Annotated in this window: 20 protein-coding genes and 2 pseudogenes; 9 read left to right on the forward strand and 13 right to left on the reverse strand. The window is 70.1% G+C overall.

Features of this window, described 5'->3' with window-relative positions:
- From BLP62_RS11265 to BLP62_RS11285, 5 genes and pseudogenes are all read left to right on the forward strand, one after another.
- Nucleotides 1-327: pseudogene (locus tag BLP62_RS11265) on the forward strand (IS982 family transposase); the annotation flags it as partial.
- Between the two features lie 4 nt (nt 328-331).
- A complete protein-coding gene (locus BLP62_RS11270; protein ID WP_093008442.1) occupies nt 332-832 on the forward strand; it encodes a hypothetical protein in 501 nt (166 codons plus the stop codon).
- The gene (pelF, locus tag BLP62_RS11275) at nt 822-2,237 is read left to right on the forward strand and encodes a GT4 family glycosyltransferase PelF (RefSeq protein WP_093008443.1); all 1,416 of its coding nucleotides are present in this window, start codon (nt 822-824) and stop codon (nt 2,235-2,237) included. Before BLP62_RS11270 ends, pelF begins: the two co-directional genes overlap by 11 nt.
- Nucleotides 2,234-3,496 (forward strand): hypothetical protein, encoded by a 1,263-nt coding sequence (locus tag BLP62_RS13810; RefSeq protein WP_093008444.1) that lies wholly within the window; start codon nt 2,234-2,236, stop codon nt 3,494-3,496. The genes pelF and BLP62_RS13810 overlap by 4 nt, the downstream gene beginning before the upstream one ends.
- A gap of 4 nt (nt 3,497-3,500) precedes the next feature.
- Nucleotides 3,501-4,181: an endo alpha-1,4 polygalactosaminidase gene (locus tag BLP62_RS11285; protein ID WP_241374264.1), complete on the forward strand. Its 681-nt coding sequence runs from the start codon at nt 3,501-3,503 to the stop codon at nt 4,179-4,181.
- Here the strand turns inward: BLP62_RS11285 and BLP62_RS14145 are convergent.
- The 4 genes from BLP62_RS14145 to BLP62_RS11305 are packed head-to-tail and all read right to left on the reverse strand — an operon-like array spanning nt 4,162 to nt 8,289.
- A complete protein-coding gene (locus BLP62_RS14145) occupies nt 4,162-6,030 on the reverse strand; it encodes an endo alpha-1,4 polygalactosaminidase (RefSeq protein WP_241374265.1) in 1,869 nt (622 codons plus the stop codon). The genes BLP62_RS11285 and BLP62_RS14145 overlap by 20 nt on opposite strands.
- Nucleotides 6,027-6,794, reverse strand: a complete 768-nt coding sequence (locus BLP62_RS11295) for a PSP1 domain-containing protein (protein WP_093008446.1) — start codon at nt 6,792-6,794, stop codon at nt 6,027-6,029. The genes BLP62_RS14145 and BLP62_RS11295 overlap by 4 nt, the downstream gene beginning before the upstream one ends.
- Complete coding sequence (locus BLP62_RS11300; RefSeq protein ID WP_093008447.1) at nt 6,791-7,600, reverse strand: DNA polymerase III subunit delta'; 810 nt, start codon at nt 7,598-7,600, stop codon at nt 6,791-6,793. Before BLP62_RS11300 ends, BLP62_RS11295 begins: the two co-directional genes overlap by 4 nt.
- Nucleotides 7,567-8,289: a metallophosphoesterase family protein gene (locus BLP62_RS11305; RefSeq protein WP_093008448.1), complete on the reverse strand. Its 723-nt coding sequence runs from the start codon at nt 8,287-8,289 to the stop codon at nt 7,567-7,569. The genes BLP62_RS11300 and BLP62_RS11305 overlap by 34 nt, the downstream gene beginning before the upstream one ends.
- A gap of 23 nt (nt 8,290-8,312) precedes the next feature.
- On the opposite strand from BLP62_RS11305, the gene BLP62_RS11310 reads away from it, so the two are divergent.
- Nucleotides 8,313-8,936, forward strand: coding sequence for a hypothetical protein (locus BLP62_RS11310; RefSeq protein WP_093008449.1), 624 nt, complete (start codon nt 8,313-8,315; stop codon nt 8,934-8,936).
- An 11-nt stretch (nt 8,937-8,947) separates the two neighbouring features.
- Nucleotides 8,948-9,148 (forward strand): hypothetical protein, encoded by a 201-nt coding sequence (locus BLP62_RS11315; RefSeq protein ID WP_093008450.1) that lies wholly within the window; start codon nt 8,948-8,950, stop codon nt 9,146-9,148.
- 5 nt (nt 9,149-9,153) lie between these two features.
- On the opposite strand, the gene BLP62_RS11320 is transcribed toward BLP62_RS11315, so the two are convergent.
- Both BLP62_RS11320 and BLP62_RS11325 read right to left on the reverse strand, forming a co-directional pair.
- A complete protein-coding gene (locus tag BLP62_RS11320) occupies nt 9,154-9,549 on the reverse strand; it encodes a hypothetical protein (RefSeq protein WP_093008451.1) in 396 nt (131 codons plus the stop codon).
- Nucleotides 9,550-9,760: 211 nt separating this feature from the next.
- Complete coding sequence (locus BLP62_RS11325; protein WP_093008452.1) at nt 9,761-10,726, reverse strand: hypothetical protein; 966 nt, start codon at nt 10,724-10,726, stop codon at nt 9,761-9,763.
- Between BLP62_RS11325 and BLP62_RS11330 the strand changes: the two genes are divergently transcribed.
- The gene (locus BLP62_RS11330; protein ID WP_093008453.1) at nt 10,683-11,906 is read left to right on the forward strand and encodes an MFS transporter; all 1,224 of its coding nucleotides are present in this window, start codon (nt 10,683-10,685) and stop codon (nt 11,904-11,906) included. The genes BLP62_RS11325 and BLP62_RS11330 overlap by 44 nt on opposite strands.
- Nucleotides 11,907-11,940: 34 nt before the next feature.
- Complete coding sequence (locus BLP62_RS14420; protein ID WP_093008454.1) at nt 11,941-13,260, forward strand: S-layer homology domain-containing protein; 1,320 nt, start codon at nt 11,941-11,943, stop codon at nt 13,258-13,260.
- A gap of 8 nt (nt 13,261-13,268) precedes the next feature.
- Here BLP62_RS14420 and BLP62_RS11340 read toward each other — a convergent pair whose 3' ends face one another.
- The 7 genes and pseudogenes from BLP62_RS11340 to BLP62_RS11370 all read right to left on the reverse strand — a co-directional run.
- Entirely contained in the window at nt 13,269-14,642 is a 1,374-nt protein-coding gene (locus tag BLP62_RS11340) for a S8 family peptidase (protein WP_093008455.1), read from the reverse strand.
- Complete coding sequence (locus tag BLP62_RS11345; protein WP_093008456.1) at nt 14,639-15,910, reverse strand: carboxypeptidase-like regulatory domain-containing protein; 1,272 nt, start codon at nt 15,908-15,910, stop codon at nt 14,639-14,641. Before BLP62_RS11345 ends, BLP62_RS11340 begins: the two co-directional genes overlap by 4 nt.
- Nucleotides 15,911-15,976: 66 nt before the next feature.
- Nucleotides 15,977-18,373: a S8 family peptidase gene (locus BLP62_RS11350; protein WP_176758209.1), complete on the reverse strand. Its 2,397-nt coding sequence runs from the start codon at nt 18,371-18,373 to the stop codon at nt 15,977-15,979.
- Between the two features lie 70 nt (nt 18,374-18,443).
- Nucleotides 18,444-19,004, reverse strand: a complete 561-nt coding sequence (locus BLP62_RS13605; RefSeq protein ID WP_143004360.1) for a hypothetical protein — start codon at nt 19,002-19,004, stop codon at nt 18,444-18,446.
- A 30-nt stretch (nt 19,005-19,034) separates the two neighbouring features.
- Complete coding sequence (locus BLP62_RS11360) at nt 19,035-19,526, reverse strand: hypothetical protein (RefSeq protein ID WP_093008457.1); 492 nt, start codon at nt 19,524-19,526, stop codon at nt 19,035-19,037.
- 185 nt (nt 19,527-19,711) lie between these two features.
- Nucleotides 19,712-20,752, reverse strand: a complete 1,041-nt coding sequence (locus BLP62_RS11365; protein WP_093008458.1) for a hypothetical protein — start codon at nt 20,750-20,752, stop codon at nt 19,712-19,714.
- A gap of 139 nt (nt 20,753-20,891) precedes the next feature.
- Nucleotides 20,892-21,237 (reverse strand): annotated as a pseudogene (locus tag BLP62_RS11370) (integrase core domain-containing protein); the annotation flags it as partial.

A 21,237-nucleotide genomic window follows, 5' to 3' on the forward strand; every position in this document is an offset into this window, starting at 1 on the left:
CTTCTCCTCCTTCCCCTGGACCTTCCCGAGGGGGCGGAGCTCTACCTGGACCGGGGGTACGAGAGCCATCTGTACGAGGACCTCCTCCGGGAGGCCCAGGAGGTTGTTCCCATGGTCATCCGCAGGAGGAACAGCCGGCGGTATCTCCCTTGGATGCAGTACCTGGCCATCGTGGGGCGGAGGGTGGTGGAGACGGTGGGGAGCATGCTCCATCACCTCTTCCCCAGGCGCATCCACGCCGTGACCCAGGAGGGTTTCGTCATCAAAGTTCTCACCTTCGTCCTGGCCCATAACATCAGTCTCCTGACCCAGAAGATGGCTGGGTAGCAACTTGGGTTTCTATAACGTGGCCACCGCCGACCAGGCCCTGGCGGCCTACAACGGGGTCTACGGCCCCTCGGGCACGAGCCCCTACTGGCCCCGGGACCTCACCTACGAAGAGTACCTGGGCCAGGAGACGAACCTCGCCCTCTACCACCTCCTCACGGACGGGGGAAGCCACTACTTCCACCAGGCCAACCTGCACGTCTACGCCCCCGGGAGGAGCCTGGTCTTTGACTGGCTGGAGACCCTCCTGGCGAAGTACGCCGCCTACACCGACCTTCCCCTCCTCTCCCCCTCCTGGGGGGAGTACGGGGAGTACGCCCTCAAGCGCTACCGCCACTTTGAGGCCCTGCGCACGGGGTCTAGCCGCGTGGTCATTGACCCCGAAGGCCGCAGGGTGCGGGTAGAGGGGAAACCCCTCTGGGTCACCGGCATCCTGGCCCCGGGGTGCGAGGTCTACGCCGGGGAGAAGCGCTGCTTCTTGGGCAGGGGGGAGTATGGCTTCTAGCCTCCGGGTCCTCTTCGTCACCGAGGGGACCTACCCCTACGCCGTGGGAGGGGTAAGCCGCTGGTGCGAGCAGCTCCTCTTCGGCCTGAGGGCGGACTTCACCGTGCTCGCCCTCTGGGGCCCCCGGGAGACCAAGCCCGCCCTTCCCCTCCCCCCCGGGGCCAGGCTGCACACCCTCCACCTCTTCCGCCCCCCTCCCCGACGGGCCTTAAGGCCCCCTCCCCTCCACGCCTTCCTCCGGGCGCTAAGGGCCTTGCTGAGCTTCCTCAACCTGGACCTGGAGGGCTTTAAAGAGGGGCTTTGGGAGCTCTTCCTCCTCCGCAAACGCCCCCTCTTTGACCTCTTCCTCCACCCCAAAACCCAGGCCCTCCTGGGGGAGGCCCTCACCCCCCTCCTCGGCCGCCCCCCCTCCCTCGGGGAGGGCCTCGCCGTGCTCCACTGGCTCCGGGCCGTCCTCGTGCCCATCCTCTCCTTGGACCCCATCCCCGAGGTGAACCTGGTGCACGCCACGAGCGGAGGGCTCGCCGTCCTGCCCTCCTGGCTCGTGGCCCAGCACCTCGGGGTGCCCCTCCTCCTCACCGAGCACGGGGTCTTCCTGCGGGAGCGCTACCTGGCCTTCTCCGAGGCCGACCCCTCCCCGGCGGAGCGCCTAGCCCAGGCCCGCTTCTACCACCTCCTCGCCCGCCTGGCCTACCGGGAGGCGAGCCTTGTCACCTCCGTGAGCCGCTTCAACCAGCGCTGGGAGGTGGAGCTCGGGGCCCCTCCGGAGCGGACGCGGGTGGTGCCCAACGGGGTGGACCCCAGCCTCTTCCCCCCCGCCCCCAGGTCCCTGGAGGGGCCGCCCACCGCGGTCTGGGTGGGGCGCATAGACCCCCTGAAGGACCTCCACACCCTGGTGGAGGCCTTCGCCCGGGTGGCGGCCGCCCTCCCCGAAGCCCGGCTTCTCCTCTACGGGCCCGTGCCCCGGGGGAACGAGGCCTACGCCGAGAGCGTGCGCCGCCGGGTGGAGGCCTTGGGCCTCCAGGAAAACGTGGCCTTCATGGGGCCCGCGAACCCTGTGCACGAGGCCTACCACCGGGGCTGGGTGGGGGTGCTCTCCAGCATCTCCGAGGGGTTCCCCTACACGGTGATCGAGAACATGGCCGTGGGCCGGACCCTGGTGGGCACCCGGGTGGGGAGCGTGGGGGAGGTTCTGGAAGGGGTGGGGGAGGTGGTGCCGGCCATGGACCCCCAAGCCCTGGGGGAAGCCCTCCTGGGGTTCCTCACCGACCCCAAGCGGTGCTTGGAAATGGGAGCGAAGGCCAGGGAAAAGGTGCTCCAGCTCTACACCCTGGAGAAGATGTTGGCCCACTACCAGGGGATCTACGAGGAGCTCGCCTTGGCCCAGGAGAAGGGGGTAAGTTGAGCGCCAGGGGAAGCTACCGAAAACCCGTTTCGGCACCTCCCTCCCCCAAGGACCTCGAGGCCTTAGCCCAGGAGCTTTCCGGCCTCCTCCGCCAGGCGGCGGACCCCTATGAGCTTGCCGCCCACCTCGAGGTCTTGGGGTTCAACCGCTACCGGGTCCAGAAGGCCTTCGGCCTGCCCGACACCTTCGCCCTGGCCAAGGCCCTTTTCGCCTTGGGGAGTCGGGACCTGGAACCCAAGGCAAAGGCGCCCAGGGTGGAGGGAAACCTCAGCTGGCGCCACCTGGCCTTGGCCCTCACCCTGGGGGGCACCCTCCTCGTCTTCCTCCCCCTGGGCCAGGTGGGATGGCTCCCCGCCCTCTTCCTCCTCTCCTGGAGCCAGCTTGCCGCCCGGCTCGCCCAGAGGGCGGCGGTACGGCTGGAGGGCCTCGAGGCGCAAGGGCCCCTCACCCTCGCGGTCTGGCTGGGGGCCTTGGGCCTCACCCTCCTCGCCCCCCTGGACCGCGCCGCGTGGGCCTCCTGGAACGTGGGCCTGGCGTGGATCGGCGTTGGGATCCTCTCCTTACGGGGAGAAAGGGTCCAGGCCCTGGGCCAAAGCGCCCTCTTCGCAGCCTTCGCCACAGCCGCCTGGGCCCTCTCCCTTCCCTGGCTCCTCCCGGGCCCTGTCTTCCTCCTATACCTGCTCGGAAGGGCTAGGCTCCCGGGCCGGAGGGCCTGGGCGCTTCTCGGAGAAACCCTGGCGGAAGAGTGGGCCTACCCCCTCTACGGCCTCGGCCAGGGGCTTCTCCTCCTCCAGCTGGTGAGGCTTTCCGGCGAAGGCGCCCTGGTGGGCCTCGTCCTCTACCTCTTGGGCACCCTCCTGGTGGAGCTCCGCCTGGCCCACTTCGTCCGCCACCTGGGGAGGGCCCTGTGGCGGGAAAAGGACCCCATGGCCCTGCTCCTGGCCGTCCAGAAAAGCTTCTGGGAGTATTTCCTCACCGCTTCCCTTCCCACCCTGCTCCTCCTCCTGGCCTGGCCCTGGGCCCAGGGCTACGGCCCGGCCCTCTTGGGGTTTGGGCTCCTCGGCCTGGTGAGCGCCATGGGCCTCGGGCTTAACGCCCTGGCCGAGGCGCGGGCCAGCGCCCTAGGCCTCCTCTTGGCGGCGCTCCTCCTCCACCTCAGCGGCAACCCCCTCGTCCTGGGCGCGGTGGGCCTGGGGCTGGCCCTGGTCCTCCTGGAGCACCTCCGGCACCCGGAGCGCTATGGGATCTACCTTCTCTAGGCCCTTGGGCTTCTACTACGGCCAAGGCCGCCTCGAGGCCTTGCGGCTTTACCGCCGGGTGGTGCTCCAGCCTTGGGCCTACACCCCCGAGGAGCTGGCCCGGCTCGCCCCCACGGAGGCCCTGGCCTACTTGAGCCTAGGTGAAGACCCCGGACCCCCCGCCCCTTGGCAGCTTCCCCGGGAGAACCCCCGCTGGGGAACCCGCCTCGTGGACCCCGGGCACCCGGCCTGGGTGGCCCGGGTGGTGGAGGAGGCCCTGCGCCTCCTCGCCCAGGGGTTTAGGGGGCTTTTCCTGGACAACCTGGACCAGGCGGCCTCGGTCTCCCGTGAGGCCACCCTGGCCCTCCTCCTCACCCTCAGGCGGGCTGTGGGCCCGGCCTACCTCCTGGCCAACCGGGGCTTCGCCCTTCTTCCCCAGATGGCCGACGCCGTAGACGGGGTGGTCTTTGAGGCCTTCTCCACCACCTGGGAAGGGGGGCCCAGGCCCCTCCCCCGCCCCCTTCTCCGGGCCAACGCCCAAACCGCCCTCACCTTAGCCGGGCTTTCCCTGGAGCGCTTTAGCCTGGACTACGCCGACCGCCCCAACCTCGCCCGCTTCGCCCGGAAGCGGGCCCTAGCCCACGGGCTCTTCCCCCTCGTCGCCAAGGAGCGGCACCTCCTCCTCCCTACGGACACGGAGGGCTGATGCGGTCCAGGCCCACGGTGGTCACGTAGGGCACAAACCCCTCGGCCCGGGCCTTTTGGCAGGCGGCCTGGACGTTCTGGGGGAGGGTGGCGTAGTCCACGGTGAGGACGAGCTTACCCGCGTCCCGGATGGCCCGGGCGTGCTCCAGGCGCTCCCGGCACCCTGGATCCGTACAGGGTTTGTCCGTGGCGTAGAAGAAAAGCTCCTCGAGGCCGATCCCGTCCACGGCCTCCAGGTACCCCGGTCGGGTGCGGAGCTCCGGGGCGTTTTGGGGGAAGACCCAAAAGCCCGGCCGGACCCCCTGGGTGTAGGCGCGGACGCGGCGGAGAAGGTCCACCATCCTCCCCGCCAGGCGCTCCCGGGTCTCCCCGGGAACCAGGCTCAGGTCGATGCCCTCGTAGGCGTCCACGAGGTCCAGGTAAACCCCCCTAAAGCCCGCGGCCAGGGCCTTGTCCAGGCGGGGCTTGAGCACCAGGGTCCACCAGCGCTCGTCCCAGTACCGGACGTACCGCTCCCCGGGCCACCCGGGGACCGGGTTCAAGAGGAGGTCCGGGGCCTGTTGCCGCACCAAGGGGTACTCCACCCGGTAGTCCTCCAGGCCCCCCACCTCGAGGTAGGCGAGGACAGGCCTGCCCCCAAGGGGAGCCAGGTCCTCTAGGCGCCAGGGGGTTTGGCCGTCCTTGGTCAGGTCCACCACGAAGAGGTCGGCCCCGGTCTTCCCCAAGGCGGCGAGGCCCGAAGAGGGGTAGCCCGTGAGCTGGTAGACCCAGGTCCGCACCGGGGCAGAGGCGTTCACCGTGAGGGTGAGGTCCGCCTCCTTGGTGAGGCTTCCCGCCGTGCCCCGCACCTTGATCCGGTAGGTGCCGGTGGGGGTGGTGGAGGAGGCGGTGAGGGTGAGGGCCTGGTTCACGGGGCTAGACCCGGTGACCTGGACGCTCGTGGACGAGAGGGAGAGCCCCTGGGGCACCTGGTCTTGGCCGTTCACCAGGGAGAGGGCGACCGTCCCGGTGAAGCCATTCTGGGGGGTGAGGGTGAGTGTTACCTGCCCCTGGTCCCCCTGCTGGACGGAGAGGCTAGTGGGGTCCAGGGCGAGGGCGAAGGAGGGGGAAGGAGGCGGGGCGTTCACGGTGAGGGTGAGGTCCACCTCTCTCACCAGGCTTCCCGAGGTGCCGCGCACCCTTAGGGCGTAGGTGCCTGGATTCACGGAGGAGGCCACCGTGAGGGTGAGGGTCCGGTTCACGGGGCCTGGACCGGGGACGCCCACGCTTGTGGGGGAGAGGCTCACCCCGCTAGGGGCTCCCACGAGGGAGAGGTCCACCGTCCCGGTGAAGCCGTTTTCGGGGGTGACCGTCAGGGTGACCTGGGCCTGGCCCCCCTGCTGGAGGGAGAGGCTGGGGTTGAGGGAGAGGTTGAAGGAAGGAGCGGGAGGTGGGGGCGGTGCGCTCACGGTGAGGGTGAGGTCCGCTTCCCGGGTGAGGCTTCCCGAAGTGCCGCGGACCTCGAGGGCGTAGGTTCCGGGAGGAACGGCAGAGGCCACCGTGAGGGTGAGGGCCTGGCTCACGGGTTCGGTGCCCGTCACCTGGAGGCTCGTAGGCGAGAGGCTCACCCCTTCGGGAGCCCCCACGAGGGAGAGGTCCACCGTCCCCGTGAAGCCCCCTTGCGGGGTGAGGGTCAGGGTGGTCTGTCCTTGCCCCCCTTGCTGGACGGAGAGGCTTGCGGGGTTGAGGGCGAGGGTGAAGGAAGGGGGGGGAGAAGTCCCCGGAAGTGCCGCAGCGCTGCAGGCGGCCAGAAGGACCAAGGTCCACGCCCCCAAGACCCCGCTCCTACGGCCAAAGGGCCGCCGCCTCACGCGAGCTCCTCCTTGGAGACCTCGAGGGTCTTCCCGTCCTCCAGGTGGAGCTCCACCGTGCCCTTCAAGGGGTTCACCTTCTGCACCTTGCCGCAGACCCCCTCCCTCGTGCACACCCGGGCGTTCTTCTTGGGAAGCTCCTTGAGAAGCTCCTGGTAGACGGGGTGCTCGTAGGTGAGGCAGCAAAGAAGCCTCCCGCAGGGCCCCGAGATCTTCTCGGGGTTTAAGGGAAGCTGCTGGTCCCGGGCGAGCTTGATGGACACCGGGGCGAAGCCCTGAAGCCAGGTGGAGCAGCAGGACTCCATGCCGCAAGCCCCCAGGGTCCCCAGGTACTGGGCCTCCTCCCGGGGCCCCTCGGCCAGAAACTCCACCCGGGCCCCGTAGCGCTCCCCGAGCTCCCGGCCCAAGCGCCTCAGGTTCACCCGCTCCGCCGCGGCGTAGTGCACCGTGAGGTGGCTCCCGTCCAGGGTGAAGTCGCACCCCAGGACCTTGGCCTGCACCCCCTCCTCCTTGAGGCGGGCCCGGAGGTAGAAAAGGACCTCCTCCGCCTGGGCCCGGAGGCGAGCCGCCCGGTCCAGGTCCTCCTTGGTGGCCAGGCGCACCACCTCCCCCTCCTCCTTGGCCTTCCTCGGGGGGGTGCGCACCTTGCCCACCTCGAGGCCCCTCCCCGTGCGCACCACCACGTAGGCCTCCAGGGGCGGGGGCTCCCCCCGGAAGCGGAAGTAGCGGAGAAGGGGGGTACGGAAGCGGACGCCCACCGTCATACCCCTAAGTCTAAGGCCAGGCGGGCCAGGACGAGGTCGGGGCTCACGTACCTCTCCAGGGCCTCCCGGGCCCGCTCCAGGGCCAGAAGGGCCTCGGGGCGGTGGCCGAGGAGGGCGCGGAGGAGGTGGAAGCCCTCCTCCTCCCCAAGGAGCTCCTCCAGAAGGGCCAGCCGGGCGAGGGGGGGACCTGAGAGGGCCGCCTCGGCCTTGGCCCAGCGCTCAGAGAAGGCCTGGGGATCGGCCAAGGCCTTGAGGAGGCGGCCCGGGGCCCCGGTGGCGTAGGCCAGGAGGCGGGGGTCCTCCGTGAGGGCCCTGAGGCGCGCCTCCGGCACCGGGCCGAAGGCCACCTCCAGGGCCCGGGAGGCCAGGGTGGGGAGGAGGGTGTCCCGGCTTGGGGCGATGAGGACGATGCGGGCGTAGGAAGGGGGCTCCTCCAGAAGCTTAAGAAGGGCGTTGGCCGCGGCCTCCGTGAGGAGGTGGGCCGAGTCCAGGAGGGCCACCTTCACCCGCTCCCGGGGGTGGGCGGCGAACCAGTCAAAAAGGGGCTCCACCTCCTCTAAGCGCACCTCCGCCTGGCCCCGGAGGCCCCGCTCCTTGGGGCCGATCTCCAGGAGGTCCGGGTGGTCCGCCAGGGGGGGCGGGGGGAAGCCCCGGTTGAGGCCCACGGCGTACCAGCGGGCCACGAGGCGCCTCCCCACGCCCTCCGGTCCGGAGAAGAGGAGGGTGGAGGCCCCAAGCCTGGGCAGAAGCCCCAGGACCTCCTCGTGGCCGATTATTCCCCAAGGGTGAGGCGGGTGTAGAGCCATGGGGGAAAGCCCTCCTCCGCGAGGCGGTGGGCCACCCGCTCCAGGTCGTAGGCCACCCGGTGGAAGAGGATCCGGTCCCCCTCCCAGAGGGCGAAGGCCGCCCCCGGCACCCTGTCCCTGGGCTGGCCCACGGAGCCCGGGTTCACCAGAGCCCGCACCGACGGGGGCAGGAGGAGCTCCCCCCCCTCGGGAAAGGCCTGGTAGCGCACCCAGGGGCGGGGGCCCTGGAGCTCCAGGAAGGCCCCCGCCAGGTGGGTGTGGCCGTGGAAGGCGAGGCGGGCCCCGGTGCAGCCGAAGGCCTCCCGGGCCAGGGCGAGGTCGTCCAGGTACTCCAGGGGGTCGCAGGGGCTTCCGTGCACGAGAAGCCCCCCCTCCACCTCCTTCTGCCAGGGCCAGGAGGCCAAAAACTCCAGGTGACGCTTGGCAAGCCGCCTCCGCTGCCAGGCCAGGATCTCCAGCACCACCCCCTCCTGGGGCAGGGCCTCCAGGGCCAGGAGCCAGGCGTCGTGGTTGCCCAGGACGCACTCCGCCCCCACCTCCCAAAGCCAGTCCAGCACCCGGTCCCCATCGGGGTAGTAGCCCACCGCGTCACCCAGGAAGAGCACCCGGTCAAAGGGCGGGGCGGCCCGGAGGACGGTCTCGAGGGCGGGCCAGTTCCCGTGGATGTCCGAGAGGACCAGGTAGCGCACGGGCCTTAGGATACCATGAGAACATGGCCGCCCATCTCTTGGAAGCCCTCTCCCAGGACCTCGAGGCCCTCTCGGGGCACGTGCGGGCCTACCTGGACGAGTTCGGCACCCTCCTCGGCTACCTGGAAGGGGGAAGGGGCGGGCGCACGGTCCTCCTCCACGCCCCTTACACGGAGGCCCTTTCCGTGCTCCAGGCCCTAAACGGCCTCGCCTTCCGGGGCCGGGTCCTCCTCGCCCTGGACCCCTCCCCCCTCTCCCCCACCCGAGAAGGCCTCCCCCTCACCGGGCCCACCCGCACTCCCCTGGAACACCTCCTCCGCCGCCACCGCCCGGACCGCCTCCTCCTGGCCTTCCCCGGGGAGGGGCTCGGCCTCGCCTACCCCGGGGGCAAGGAGACGGAGGTGGGCTGGGAACCCCTGGAAGGGGCGGGCGCCCCCCTTTCCCTGGAGGTGGAGGCCCCCACGGGCCTCGTCTACCGGGAGGTGCGGGCCTACGCGCCCTGGCGGACCCCGCCCCCGCCCCTGGACCTTCCCCTGGTCCAGGGCCCCTACCTGGGCTCCGTGGGCCTGGCCCTGGGGGTTCCCACCTACGGGGTGGGGCTGGTAAACTTGAGGGCAAGCCTCGAGGCCCTCTTAAGCCTCGGGTAAGGGAGGAAGGTATGGTCTATATCGCGCTTTTCGCCTTGGGAGCGGCCTTGGTCACGTTCCTCTTCTACCTGATCCTCAACCCCCGGGTCCTCACCACCGAGGGGGAGACCTTTGACCTGCGCTTCGTCCTCTTCATGCTGATCCTCATCGTCCTGGCCGCCTCCACCGTGGCCCTGATGCTGGTCCTGGGCAAGATGCACCACCTGCTCTAAAGCCCCTAGGCGCCCTGGCCCTGGAGGTACTCCAGGTCCTTTTCCAGGGCCTCCCGGGTGGCCTCGAGGACCGGCAGGAGCTCCGGGGGGAACTCCCTTTCCAGGTGGGCCACGCAGACCAAAAGCCCCTCCACCATCCGGCGCTCCTGCTCCCGCCGCTTCCTGCCTCCCCGGAGAGCGCTCCTCGCCAGGTGCTCAAGCCGCCGCGCCAGGCAGACCCGGGGCTCCCCCCCCACCCCGGCGCAGGGAAGCCCCTCCGCCCCCGAGCAGAAGGCGTAGGCCTTCTCGTAGAGGGGGGCGAGCTCCCCATGGCCCAACAGGGCCAGGCCCAAGGGCCCCGCGTGGGCCGCGGCCAGGCGCAGGTACAGGGCGTGGCGGGCGCGGCGGAGCGCCACCTCCATACCCCGAGGATACCCCTCCTCCCACGGGACAAAAGCCCCCGGGCCCAAGCCGGGCCTCCCTGGAGCCGCCTTTTGGGGCCCCCGCTCTGGCCCAAGCCAGAGCGGGGTACTTAAGTACCCCACCGCGGCTTTCGCCGCGGTGGGGGCCCCAAAAGGATCTTCCCAAGCCTTATTTCGGGCAACCCGTGTTGCGAAATCAACGTGCAGCCACTTAGAGGCGAAAAGGGGCCCTGAGCCCGGCCTGGGCGATGGCCCGGGCCTCCTCCGGGGCCCAGGAGAGGGCGAGGACGCCCTTATAGGCCCTTAGGGCCCGCCCCCTCTCCCCCGCCAGGTCCAGTAGCTGCCCGAAGCGGGCGAGGACGTAGCCCGGGAGGTACTCCGGGCGCTGGAAGTCCATGCGGAAGACCTCCTCCATGAGGCTTAAGGCCTCCTGCCACTCCCCCGCCGCCAGGTAGACCTGGGCCGCGAGGTAGAGGGCCTCGGGGGTCCCCAGGGCGAAAAGCCCCTCAAGAAGCTTCCCCCAGTCGTCCTCTTCCTTAAGCTGCCAGGCCCGGTCCAAAAGGGCCCTTTGCCTCTCCGCCTCCGTGGGCTCGTGGGCCTTGGGAAGCGCCCCGGGGAAGGCCTCCGCCAGGAAGAGGTAGTCCAAAAGCTCCGCCACCACCGCCCCCTCCTTCCCCCTTAGGGCCTCCGCCACCCGGGCCATGCGCCTTGCCCGGAAGCCCGTGGCCGGGCCCTCCCCGAAGGCCCGGGCGAAGCCCCCGTAGACCTCCCGAAGCCGCCCCAAAAAGGCCTCCGAGCCCAGGGCCTCCGGGGTCAGGGGCTCCTTCAGGAGGGCGAGAAGGGCCTGGTCAAAGGCGGCCATGGCCTCCAGGTGGGGCCTTCCCCCGGGGAACTGGCCCAGGGCCTCCCGGAAGGCCTCGGCCTCGGCCTTGAGGTGGGCCTCCCCGTCCAGGGCTACCACGGGGACGCCCCTTTCCTCGGCCCAGGGGAGGAGGTGGAAGAGGAGGGGGTCCTCCTCCCGCCAGCCTCCCCCCTCCAGGGCCTCCGGGGAAAGGGAGGCCAGGTAGACCACAGGGGGGCGGGCCTCCTCCAGGATGGCCAAGACCGTGGCCGCGTTGTAGCGTGGGTGCAGGATGTGGAAGGCCCCGAGGGAAGGCAAGAGCACCATCCTCTCCATCTTAGACCTGCGGGAGCGGAACTACCGCCTGGCCGTGGTGAACGGCTGGCTGGTGTGGCTGGGGGACGCCTTTTTCAACCCCAACATCGTCCTTGCGGGCTTCGCCGCGAAGCTCGGGGCCCCCGGGGCCTTAATCGGCCTCCTCCCCGCCCTCCTCCAGGCGGGGGGGATGGTGCCCCAGGCCTTCCTGGCCCCCTGGGTGGCGAGGCTTCCCCGGAAGATCGTCCTCTACCGGAAGGTGGCCGCCTTGAGGCTATCCGGCCTCGTCCTCATGGCCCTTTCCGCCTTCCTCTTCGGCCAAAACCCTTCCCTCCTCCTCCTGGGCTTCCTCCTCGGGCTTCTCCTAAACGCCCTCTTCACCGGGGTCTCTAGCCTCCCCTTCTGGGAGGTGGTGGCCAAGACCACGCCCCAAGGGAGGCGGGCCCACCTCTTCTCCGCCCGGAACCTGGTGGGGGGCCTCCTCGCCTTCCTGGCGGGGTTTTTGGTGCGGCTCCTCCTGGCCCTCCCCCTCCCCTTCCCCCTGCCCTACGCCCTCCTCTTCGCCCTGGGGGCCTTGAGCTACGGGGTGGGCTGGTACCTCTTCGGCCTCACGGAGGAACCCGAGGAGGCCCCCAAGGAGGCCCGGCTGGACTTCAAGGCCCCCCTCCGCCGCCCCGCCTTCCGCCGCTACCTGGGGGTGCGCCTTCTCCTCGCCCTCGCGGGCCTCGCCGAGCCCTTCTACGCCGCCTACGCCGTGCGGGTCCTGGGGCAGGGGGAGGAGCTCGGCCTTTACCTCGCCCTCTACGCCCTGGCCTTCACCCTCTCCAACCTCCTCTGGGCCAGGATGGCGGAACGGGGCTCCAAGGGGGTGCTCAAGGCGGGGGCTTTCCTCGCCCTCCTCGCCCCCCTCCTCGCCCTCCTCCTGCCCCCGGGGCTTTTCGGCCTCGTCTTCCTCCTCCAGGGGGCCTACCTGGCCGCCCTGGGCCTCTCCACCACCACCTTGCTCCTCAACCTGGCCCCGCCCGAGGAGCGGAGCGCCGCCATCGGCCTCGCCAACACCCTGGCGGGCCTCTTCGCCTTCTCCCCGGTCCTCGGGGGCTACCTGGCGGACTGGCTGGGCTTTCCCGCCCTCTTCCTCTTGGCCGCCCTCCTCTACGCCCTGACCCTCCTCCTGGGGAGGGAGCTCCCGGAGGAGGGCTAAGCAAGGCATATAATGGAGGGGGAGGTGGTGTTGCGTGAAACCTATTCATCGTGTTCTGGTCTCGGCTATCGTTCTCGGCACCCTGGGGCTAGCCCAAAACGGGGATCCTCCGCCCTCCCCCTGGGCCCAGGAAGCCGTGGAAATCCTTCTGGCTAAGGGCGTTTTCATCGGCTACCCGGACGGGACCTATCGCTGGCGTGAACCCATGACCCGCCAGGAAGCGGCCCTGGCCCTCTACCGCCTCCTGGCCGCTTACGGGCTAGACAAGCTCTCTCCCGAAGAGGTGGAGAAAATCCTTAAGGGAGTGGGGGCTTTGCAAAAAGACCTCGAGGCCCAGGCCCAATCCCTGGCCGCCCTCCAAGGGGAGAAAGAGGCCCTGGAGGCCAGGGTGCGGGAGCTGGAGGCCAAGCCCGGGGCGGACCCTAAGGCCCTCGAGGCCCTGCGCCAAAGGGCGGCGGAGCTGGAGGAGCGGGTGAAGGCCCTGGAGGAGGCCCTAAAGGGCCTCGAGGCCGCGCAAAAGGCCCTGGAGGCGAAAAGGCTTGAGGAAAACCTCAAGGGGACGGAAGCCTCTCTGAAGGCCCTGGAGGAGCGCCTGAAGGCCCTGGAGGCCCGCCCCCAGGCCGACCCCAAGGAGGTAGAGGCCCTGAGGCGGGCCCAGGAGGAGCTTAAAGGCCGCCTCGAGGCCCTGGAGAAGGCCCGCTCCGCCCAGGAGGAAGCCCTAAGGCGGCTGGAAGAAGCCCTAAAGGACCTCCCCGAGGCCAGGCGCCTGGCCCAGGAGGCCCAAGGCCGCCTTCAGGCCCTGGAGCCCCGGGTGGGCGGCCTGGAAAGGGGCCTCAAGGCGCTAGAGGACCGCCTGGGCCTCCTGGAGGAGCGCCTGGGGGCCTTGGAGCGCGCCCAGGCCCAGGACCGGACCCGCCTGCAGGCCCTGGAGGAAGAGGTGGCCGCCCTCAAGCGCGCCCTCACCCCAAGCCGCCTTCCCCTCCACCTGGGCCTCGCCCTCTACCGGGGGGACGTGGACGGGAGCCTGTACGGCCGCCTCTTCCTGGGCCACGACGCCCTCCTTGGCCCCTTGGGCCTGAGGCTCGCCTACGAGGCCCCCTTCGCCGAGCCCGCCCGGGGCCTGGCCAGCCTGGACCTCACCTTCCGCGCCTCCTACGGCGACCTGGACGGCTACTTCGGCGTGGGGGGTGGCCTCTACCTGGACCAGACCCCCTTCGGCCAGCTCCTCGTGGGGGTGGGCTTCCGGGTGGTCCCTAACCTCAGCCTCTTCCTGGAGGGGCACCAGCGTTACCTCTTTGACGGCCAGGCCAGCCAGCGCTCCACCTTGGCCTTCGGCCTGGCCTTGAGGTTTTAGAAAGAGCCTTAAGGCAGGGAAAGCGTCAGGGGAAGAAGGCAAGAGAAACCCGCATTGAGGCTTAGGCTCTGCTCGTGAAACCACCTTCCCTGGGGTGTGGGGAAGGCGAGGGTAAGCCTATAGTCCCCCGGAGGCAGCTGAAGAAACTTCACCTCGCCCTGGGCGTTGGTTTTGGCGAAAAAGGCCCCCGGCCCCCCGAGGGTTACGTCCACATCCAAAGCGGGCGCACCCTCCCACAGCACCCGCAGGTAGAGGCAAGCGGGCCGCTGGAAGCTGGAGAACTGGAGGGCCAAAGGGGCGTTGGGGCCAGGACCGGCCTTCAGCGCCTGGTAAACGTGGAAAGGTTGAATAAAAGGATAGCGGGCCTTGATAAGGGCCACCACGCCGCTCACGATGGGGGCCGCCATGGAGGTCCCGCTGAGGAGGGTGTATCCCCCGAAGGGAATGGCCGAGTAGATCCGCACCCCCGGGGCCCACACCCCCACCCAAGACCCCCGGTTGCTGAACCAGGCCGGCCTGCCCTGGCCGTCCGCCGCCCCCACGGCGATCACCCCGGGGAGGCCTGCGGGGTAAAAGCGGGCCACGCTCCCCTGGTTGCCCGCGGCGGCCACCACCACCACCTGGCGCTCCAGGGCGTAGTTGATGGCCTCGTGCAGCAGGTACGAATAGGCGGTGCCCCCGAAGGAGAGGTTGATGACCCTTGCCCCCTGGTCCACGGCCCAGACGATGGCCTGGGCCACCCGGAAGTCCCCAACGTAGGACGGGGAGAAGACCCGCACCGGGCGGAGAAGGGCCCCCGGGGCCACCCCCACGCCCTCCCCCACCACCAGCCCGGCCACGTGGGTCCCGTGCATTTCCCCCTGGCTCTCGTCGGCCTCCGGGGGAAGGGGCAGGCCCGTGGCCGCGTCCAGACCCTCCAGCACCCGCCCCCGGAGGGCCGGGTGGGTGGCGTCCACCCCGGTGTCCAACACCGCCACCTGCACCCCGGCCCCCGTGGAGACCCCCCAGGCCTCCTCCGCCCGCACCGCCTCCAGGTGCCAGGCGTAGGGGCTCACCCCCTGGGGTTGCAGGCCATCTGGGAGGGGCCGGTAGTCCCTCGCCGCCGCCTCCTCCACGTAGCGCAACCCCAAGGGGCGGAGCCGCTCCTTGGCCTCGGCCAAAGGGAGGGCGTCCGGAAGCCGTAGCTGGGCGGCCCGAAGGGCCTCAAGCCGTACCACCTCCCTGGCCCCCAGGGCCCGGGCGGCGGCCTCCACCTGGGCCTCCGTCTCGTAACCGAGGACCAGGAGAGAAGGGGCGGAGGTACCCTTGCCCTCATGGGAAGGCAGCCTCGGGCCGCCGCAGGCGGCCAGCGCCACCAGGAGAAGCCACCCCCACCTCCTCACGGCCCCACCTCAAAGTTCACGCTGGGCCCCGGAACGGCGATCCCCAAAAGGCTCCCCTGCCGGTCGGCGGCCACGCTGTAGGCCCTGGGGTCTTCCGGGTCGTCCACGGCGTACGCCAGGTAGAGCTCAAAGGTGTAAGGCCTCCCCGGAAGAAGGGGAGGAGGCTGGACCTCCGTCCCCGCGGTCCTACCCAAAAAGATACCTCCCCCCGTGAGCTGGTCCCACACCACGGGCTGGAAGGTATAGGAGAGCCCCCCCCCTCCCCCCTCCACGGCCCAGGCGAGCCGAGGGGTGGGGCCCGTGACCTCCCCCTCCCCGGGGGAGGAGATGCGCGCGGAAAGGGGAGGGAGGGGCGTGGTGCAGGCGTAGGCTTGGGCCTCAGGGCCCCACACCCGGTAGCAGACCCGCTCCCCGGGGCGAAGCCCGGGCCCGGCGTCGGTGAAGGCCGTCGTCCCCTGGGGAAGGTAGGCCACCTCCTGAACCCCCTCTTCCGTTTCCCGAAAGACCCTGTAGGGCCCCTCCCCCCCCTCCCAAGAGAGCCGCACCAGGAGGCTATACCCCCCCTGGAACCCCAGGGCCTCCACCCGCCGGGCAAGGGTGTAGGCCACGGCCTTGGCCCTCCGGGGGCCTCCCTGCCCCGCCCCTCCGGGAAGCCATAGGGGCAGGCGAAGCTCCACCCGGTTGTTGTTGGCGTCGTAGCCCACCAGAAAGAGGGTGGTGGGACCGGAAAGCCCCCTGGGGTCCAGGAGGCGGTAGCCGGTGTCCCGGGCCTCTTCCAGGTAGAGGTGCTCCCCCACCCCCACCGACAGGGTCCCGGGCACGTAGCCGAGCCCCACCAAAAGGGCCAGGGGGGGAAGGCCCTCCTGGGGGAAGAGGCGGGCCCGGTAGCGCAAAAGCCCCCCCTCCACCCCCGCCTCGGCCTCCAGCAAAGGGGGCCTCCTGGGCCACCCCGGGCGGAAGGGGGAGAGGGCCACCAGGCCCAGGGGCTGAGGCCCCGGGGCCAGCTCCAGGCCCCGCACCTCGCTCCCCGCCAGGCCCTCCCCCTCTACCCAGGCCCTGTAAGCCCCCGGCGGCACGTGAAGGCGGAAGCCCCCTTCCCCGTCTGTCCGCGCCCCCCAGGCCCCCAAGGGGCCTTCCAGGTACACCCAGGCCCCGGCCACCGGGGGCCCCCCGGGACCCAGGCGCAACGCCCCCCGGACCTCCGCCAGGCGCGGGGGGAGGGCGCAGGCCGAGGCCAGAAGGAGAAGGCCCAAGAGGAGAGAGCGCACGAGGAAAAGTATACCCGGCGGGTTCCCGCCGGGTACCCTAAAGGGGGTGGGGGTTATTTTTAGAGGCTACTTGCGGAGTACCCGCTCCATCCAGCTCCTCAGCTGCCCCCTATCCAGGGTGGTACCCACCAGGGCCTCCAGGCTGAAGTCCACCCCGCTCCTCGGCGGGCGGACCAGGTAGTTGCCCTGAGCGTCCACGTAGACCCCCAGGTAGTCCCCCTCGTCCACCTCCTCGTTCCCGTTCACGTCCTTCCAGGCGGCCACTAGGTAGGTGCCAGGGGAGAGGTTTCGGAGGGTATAGGGAGCGCTTCTACCATCCCGAAGGATACGGATGTAGGTGCTCTTGGTTTCGTCCAGGTTGCCGTCTTGGTCTATGTAGAGCCCGAAGACATAGGTGCCGGCGATGGTGGCGGGCGGGGGCGGCGGAGGAGGAGCGGCCACCACGTTCAGGCTCAGGCTGGCCTCCCGCGTGAGGCTTCCCGCCGCGCCCCGCACCGTGAGGGCGTAGCTCCCCTGGGCCGCCCCCTGGCCCACGCTCAGGGTGAGAACGCTGGTGGCGGTGGCGGGGTTGGGGCTGAAGCCCCCCGTGACCCCGGGAGGGGCCCCTTGGAGGGTCAGGTTCACCGGGGAGGAGAAACCCCCGGAGGCCACCACGCTCACCTGCACCTGGCCCGTCTGCCCCGGGGCGAGGGTTAGGCTCGCGGGGGAGAGCTGGAGCTGGAAGTCGGGGCTCGGGCCCGGACCGGGACCGCCCCCCACCGCCTGCAGGGCCCGCACCGGGTCCACCAGACCCGCCCCGCAGTCGGAGGACCTCAAGGAGACGTTCACCCTAGGATGGGGCCGACCAGTGCAGGCCTGGTCGGAGAGGGGCCTGGCCGTGCCCTTGAGGATGTTCAAGACCTCGGCGTAGCCCAGGCCGGGGTTCTTCGCCTTCATGAGGGCCACGATGCCCGCCACGTGGGGGGCGGCCATGGAGGTGCCCTGGTAGAAGACGTAGGCCGGTCTGCCCCCCTGGTTGTCCCACACGGTGCTGAGGACCCCGTCGGCGTACCCGTCCCCGTTGAGGTCCTGGGTTACGTCGCCTCCCGGGGCCATGACGTCAATCCGGGGGCCGTAGTTGGAGAAGTAAGACCGGTAGTTGCGGAACTCCGTGGCCCCCACGGTGATCACCCCCGTGCAGCTGGGGGGGGTGTACTTGCTGGCGTCGTCCTGCTCGTTTCCCGCCGCCACCACGATCACCGGCTTCTGGGGCTGGGCGTTCACCCGGTTGATGGCCTCCTGATAGGCGGGCACCTGGCTGCAAGGCCCCCCACCCCCCAGGGACATGTTGATGACCTGGGCGGGATTGGCGTTGCGGGGCACCCCGGGAACCTCCACCCCCGCCGCCCAGAGGAGGGCGTCCAGGATATCAGCGTCGGCCCCACCCCCCAACCCCAGGACCCGCACGGGCACCACCTTGGCCCCCCAGCTCACCCCGGCCACCCCCAGGCCGTTGTTGGTGAGGGCGGCGATGGTCCCGGCCACGTGGGAGCCGTGGTAGCCGCTTCCCCTGTCCCCCTCCGAGGCCGCCTCCTCGTCCTCGGGGTCGGGGTCGCGGCCGTCCCCGTCCATGGCCACCTGCGGGTAGGAGATGAAGTCGTAGCCGGGCAGGAAGACCGGCGTGAGGTCGGGGTGGCGCTTGCGGATGAGAGCCCCCGAGTCCACCACGGCCACCACCACGAGCTGGCTCGTCCCATCCTCCAGGTCCCAGGCCGCGGGCAGGTTCAGGTGCTGGGGGTCGTAGTGCCACTGGTACCGGTAGTACTCGTCGTTGGGCGTCTTCAGGGGGTACCGGATGTAGTTGGGCTGGGCGTAGGCCACGCCGGGAAGGGCCGCCACCTGGGCGGCCAGGGCCTCCAGGCTGGCCACCTCGGCCAGGGCCTGGGGGGAAACCCCCGCCTCCACCCGGTAGACCCCCGCCCCGGGAAGGCCCATGGGCCTCTCCAGACGCAAGGAGAAGCCACCCGCCCGTAGGACCGAGGGAAGGGCCCGGGGAGCCGGATCGCCCTTGAGCTTCACGATGAGCTCCCCCGGCACCGCCTGGGGTTCGGGAGGGAGGGAGGGCATGGACCCCACCCCGGCCTCCAGAGGGGGAGGGGCCTGGCCCTGGATGCCCGGCCCCAGGCTCACGGTGCCGGAGATGTTCCCGCCCCCTCGCACGGTGAGGGCCAAGGGGTGGGTGCGGACGAGGCTTCCCGAGGTGGCCTTGAGGGTGAGGTTGTAGCTCCCGGGGGGCGTGGAGGCCTGGGCGGAGAGGGTGAGGTCCGCCTGCACCGGGGCCGTCCCGGCCACGTTCACCGCCTGGGGAGAGAGGCCCACCCCCTGGGGGGCCCCCTCCAGGCTGAGGAGCACCGCCCCCTGGAAACCCCCCCTGGGGGTGACCGTGAGGCGCAAGGGGGCGCTTCCCCCCGCCTGGAGGGTCACCTGGGAGGGCTCCAGGGCCAGGGCGAAGTCCGGGGAGGTGCCCCCACCCCCCCCTGGGGGGGGCGGGGCGCTACCTTCCTGCTGGCACCCGGAGAACGTCCACAGCCCGAGAAGGAAGACCCACCAGGGTATTCTGGTAACCGTAGCCATAAGCGCTCACTAGCTCCATCACCAAGGACAGCCCGCTCTGGCCGGGGGTGATGAGGACGTTGCCCTGGGAATCCGTGTAGATGCCCAGGTAGTCCGGAGGGCTCACCTGCCCATCCCTGTCCATGTCCTTAAACCCCACGAGGACGTACTGCCCCGCCGCCAGGCCAGAAACGCTGAAGGGAGCCTGTCGGCCATCTTGGCCGATCTGAACGCCCTTGCTCCTTTCTTGGTCAAAGGCATCCTGTGAAGGATCGTAGTAGAGGGCGATGACCCAGCTCCCCCGCACCGTGCCCTGGGAGATGGTCTGGCCCAGGTAGAGGGTCCCGGCAAAGCCGCCGCCCCCCGAAGGCGGTGGGGGCGTCCCACCCCCTCCACCTCCAGGGGGCGGGGTGGGCAGGCCGCCGATGGGGGGAGGGGGGCTCCCCCCACCCCCCTGACCCTGGTCGCCACAGGCGGCGAGGAGGGCTGCCAAGGCAAGCAAACCTCCCAACAGCACCCGCACAGCTCCCCCCTAGGGATAGACCCGAAGCCCCGCCCGCAGGTCCAGGCCGAAGCTGGCCCCTCCCGCGAACCAGAGGGTGGGCTCGGCCCGGGCCACGAAGGCCACCTGGCGGTTGACGAAGTACTCTATCCCCGCCACCCCGTTGAGGCCAAAGGCCGTCTGCCCCCCACCAAAGAAGACCCGGAAGCCAAAGCCCGCCAGGGGACTCATCCCGGCCCCGTACTTCCCGAAGTGGAAGAGACCGGAAAGCCCAAGCTCGAAGGCCGCGCCCCCCTGGGCCACGCCGATGCCGAAGCGCCCCCCCACCCCGAAGGGGCCCGCCAGGTCCCGCACCCCGGCGTCCACCACAGCTACCAGGGAGAAAGCCGTCTGCTGCGCAAAAGAAAAGCTCATATCGGCCCTGGTACCGGCCTCCAGATAGGTGCGCTGGGCCAACGCCGGAACGCCCACCCCCAAAGCCAGGGCCAGCAAGAGAAACTTCGCCGTCTTCACCGCGCTCACCTCCTTCTAGCATCCTTACAAACCCTTACAAACCGCCTTTCGCCACAAGCTTCATCCATGTGTCCGAGCACCCAAGAGCCACCCCTTCCTTATCCCGGTCTCACCTCCCTTCCTTCAGTTTCCTCATGGGGCCTTACAAAAATCTTAACTCCCCCCGGCCACGGCCGGAGGGAGCGTCTTGACCCCTAAAAGGCCATGGCGCTTGGGTTCACCTTCAGGAAGCAGCCCCCCGTGAGGGCCCGGGGCTCCGCCAGGACGTAGGTCCCCGCCGTACCGACACCGGGAACCCCGTCCACCTTAACCCCGCCCCGGAAGAGGGTCTTGGTCATCCCGGAGGGCAGGGAGGCCAGGTCGGAGGGGCCGTAAAGGCTCAACGGGCCGTAAGGCGAGCCCTCCTGGGCGTCCGGTAGGAGGCAGAGGGGGGTGAGGGTGCCCGCGCTCAAGGCCCGCGCCGTCTGAGGGGGCGTGTAGAGAATGGCGGTGCCGCCCGGCACCACGGGGCTGTTGTAGCTCCAGAGGGCGTAGGCCTGGGGGTAGCTCTCGGGGGCTCCCTGGAGGCCCACCGTGGCCGAGGCCCCCGCGTTCCACCCCCGGTCGCCGAAGTCCGTGTCCAGGAACTGGTAGAGCACGCGGCCGTCCGGGTAGAGGACCGCCTGGAAGGAGACGGGGCCTTGGCCAAGGCACCCTGCGGAGCCCGTGCCGTAATGCCGCAGGGCCACCCAGCTCACCACGAAGGCGGCGGGCTGGCCCCCGGAGAGGAGGGTGCGGACGTAGATGCCCCCCTGGGGGCAGTCGTTGTAGAGGTCGTCCCAGAATACGGGGGCGAAGCGGTTTCGCCACCCGTAGGGGAGGGAGTAGTTGCTATACGCGCTGGTGCCTTCCGGGCCGTCGGCAATGACCCCGTTGGTGCTCACCGCGATCTCCGTCACCGCCTTGCCGCCCCAGGGGAAGGGGAAGGGAAGGGAGACGGTGGTGTATTCGTCGTCCTCACCGTCCAAATCCGTCAAACGGGTTGCCCCCTGGAGAGGGTCTATCCAGGCGAAGCCCACCGGGCTCCAGGTACCCGCCCCCGGGGAGTACACCGCCTGGAGGGAGGGCCCCCCGTCCCCTTCCCCGGAGGGCTTGGGCGGGTCCACCCCCTGGGCGGGGCCCGCCCCCTGCTGGCTGCAGGCCGCAAGGACGAGCACCATAATCAAAAGCCCAAACCGCGCCTTATAGCTCACCATAGGTACCTCCTCCTAAGAAATCCTCCTGATCCCGTTCCCCAGCACTAGGGGGAGTTCTTATCAGGGCTCCACAGAAACCGGGAGTGGAAAGGATGTGTCTTGGAGTTGCAAACCCCATTATAACTTCCACTCCCGGCAAAGTCAACCCCCTGTAGTCGGTCAACACATTTGAGACTCTGTGGGGACCGCCTCCCCCCGTATTCTAGCCAGGTACTCTAAAGGGGCCAGGCCCCCCAAGGCCCGGTGGGGTCGCCGGCGGTTGTAGTGGTCCAGGTAGGCGTCAAGCTCCCTTTGGAGCTCGGGGATCTGTGAAGGCAACGGTCGTGTGTAGAACTCATCCCTAAAGGTCCGCTGCATCCGCTCCACGTGACCATTGAGCTTGGGGCTCCTCGGAGGAAGAACGAAGAGCTTAACGCCCAAACGTTCACAGGCCTCCTCAAAATCGGACATAAACTCGCTGCCCCCATCCACCTGCACCGCACGGA

Origin of the sequence: Thermus arciformis, from assembly GCF_900102145.1 — a bacterium.
In the GTDB taxonomy this organism is placed as follows: domain Bacteria; phylum Deinococcota; class Deinococci; order Deinococcales; family Thermaceae; genus Thermus; species Thermus arciformis.

Coding starts and splice junctions, on each gene's coding strand:
- BLP62_RS11295 (WP_093008446.1), bottom strand. CDS start 6,794: ATGACGGTGGGCGTCCGCTTCCGTACCCCCCTTCTCCGCTACTTCCGC.
- BLP62_RS11320 (WP_093008451.1), bottom strand. CDS start 9,549: ATGGAGGTGGCGCTCCGCCGCGCCCGCCACGCCCTGTACCTGCGCCTG.
- BLP62_RS11310 (WP_093008449.1), top strand. CDS start 8,313: ATGGCCGCCCATCTCTTGGAAGCCCTCTCCCAGGACCTCGAGGCCCTC.
- BLP62_RS11330 (WP_093008453.1), top strand. CDS start 10,683: ATGTGGAAGGCCCCGAGGGAAGGCAAGAGCACCATCCTCTCCATCTTA.
- BLP62_RS11365 (WP_093008458.1), bottom strand. CDS start 20,752: ATGGTGAGCTATAAGGCGCGGTTTGGGCTTTTGATTATGGTGCTCGTC.
- pelF (WP_093008443.1), top strand. CDS start 822: ATGGCTTCTAGCCTCCGGGTCCTCTTCGTCACCGAGGGGACCTACCCC.
- BLP62_RS11300 (WP_093008447.1), bottom strand. CDS start 7,600: ATGGCTCTACACCCGCCTCACCCTTGGGGAATAATCGGCCACGAGGAG.
- BLP62_RS11325 (WP_093008452.1), bottom strand. CDS start 10,726: ATGGAGAGGATGGTGCTCTTGCCTTCCCTCGGGGCCTTCCACATCCTG.
- BLP62_RS11315 (WP_093008450.1), top strand. CDS start 8,948: ATGGTCTATATCGCGCTTTTCGCCTTGGGAGCGGCCTTGGTCACGTTC.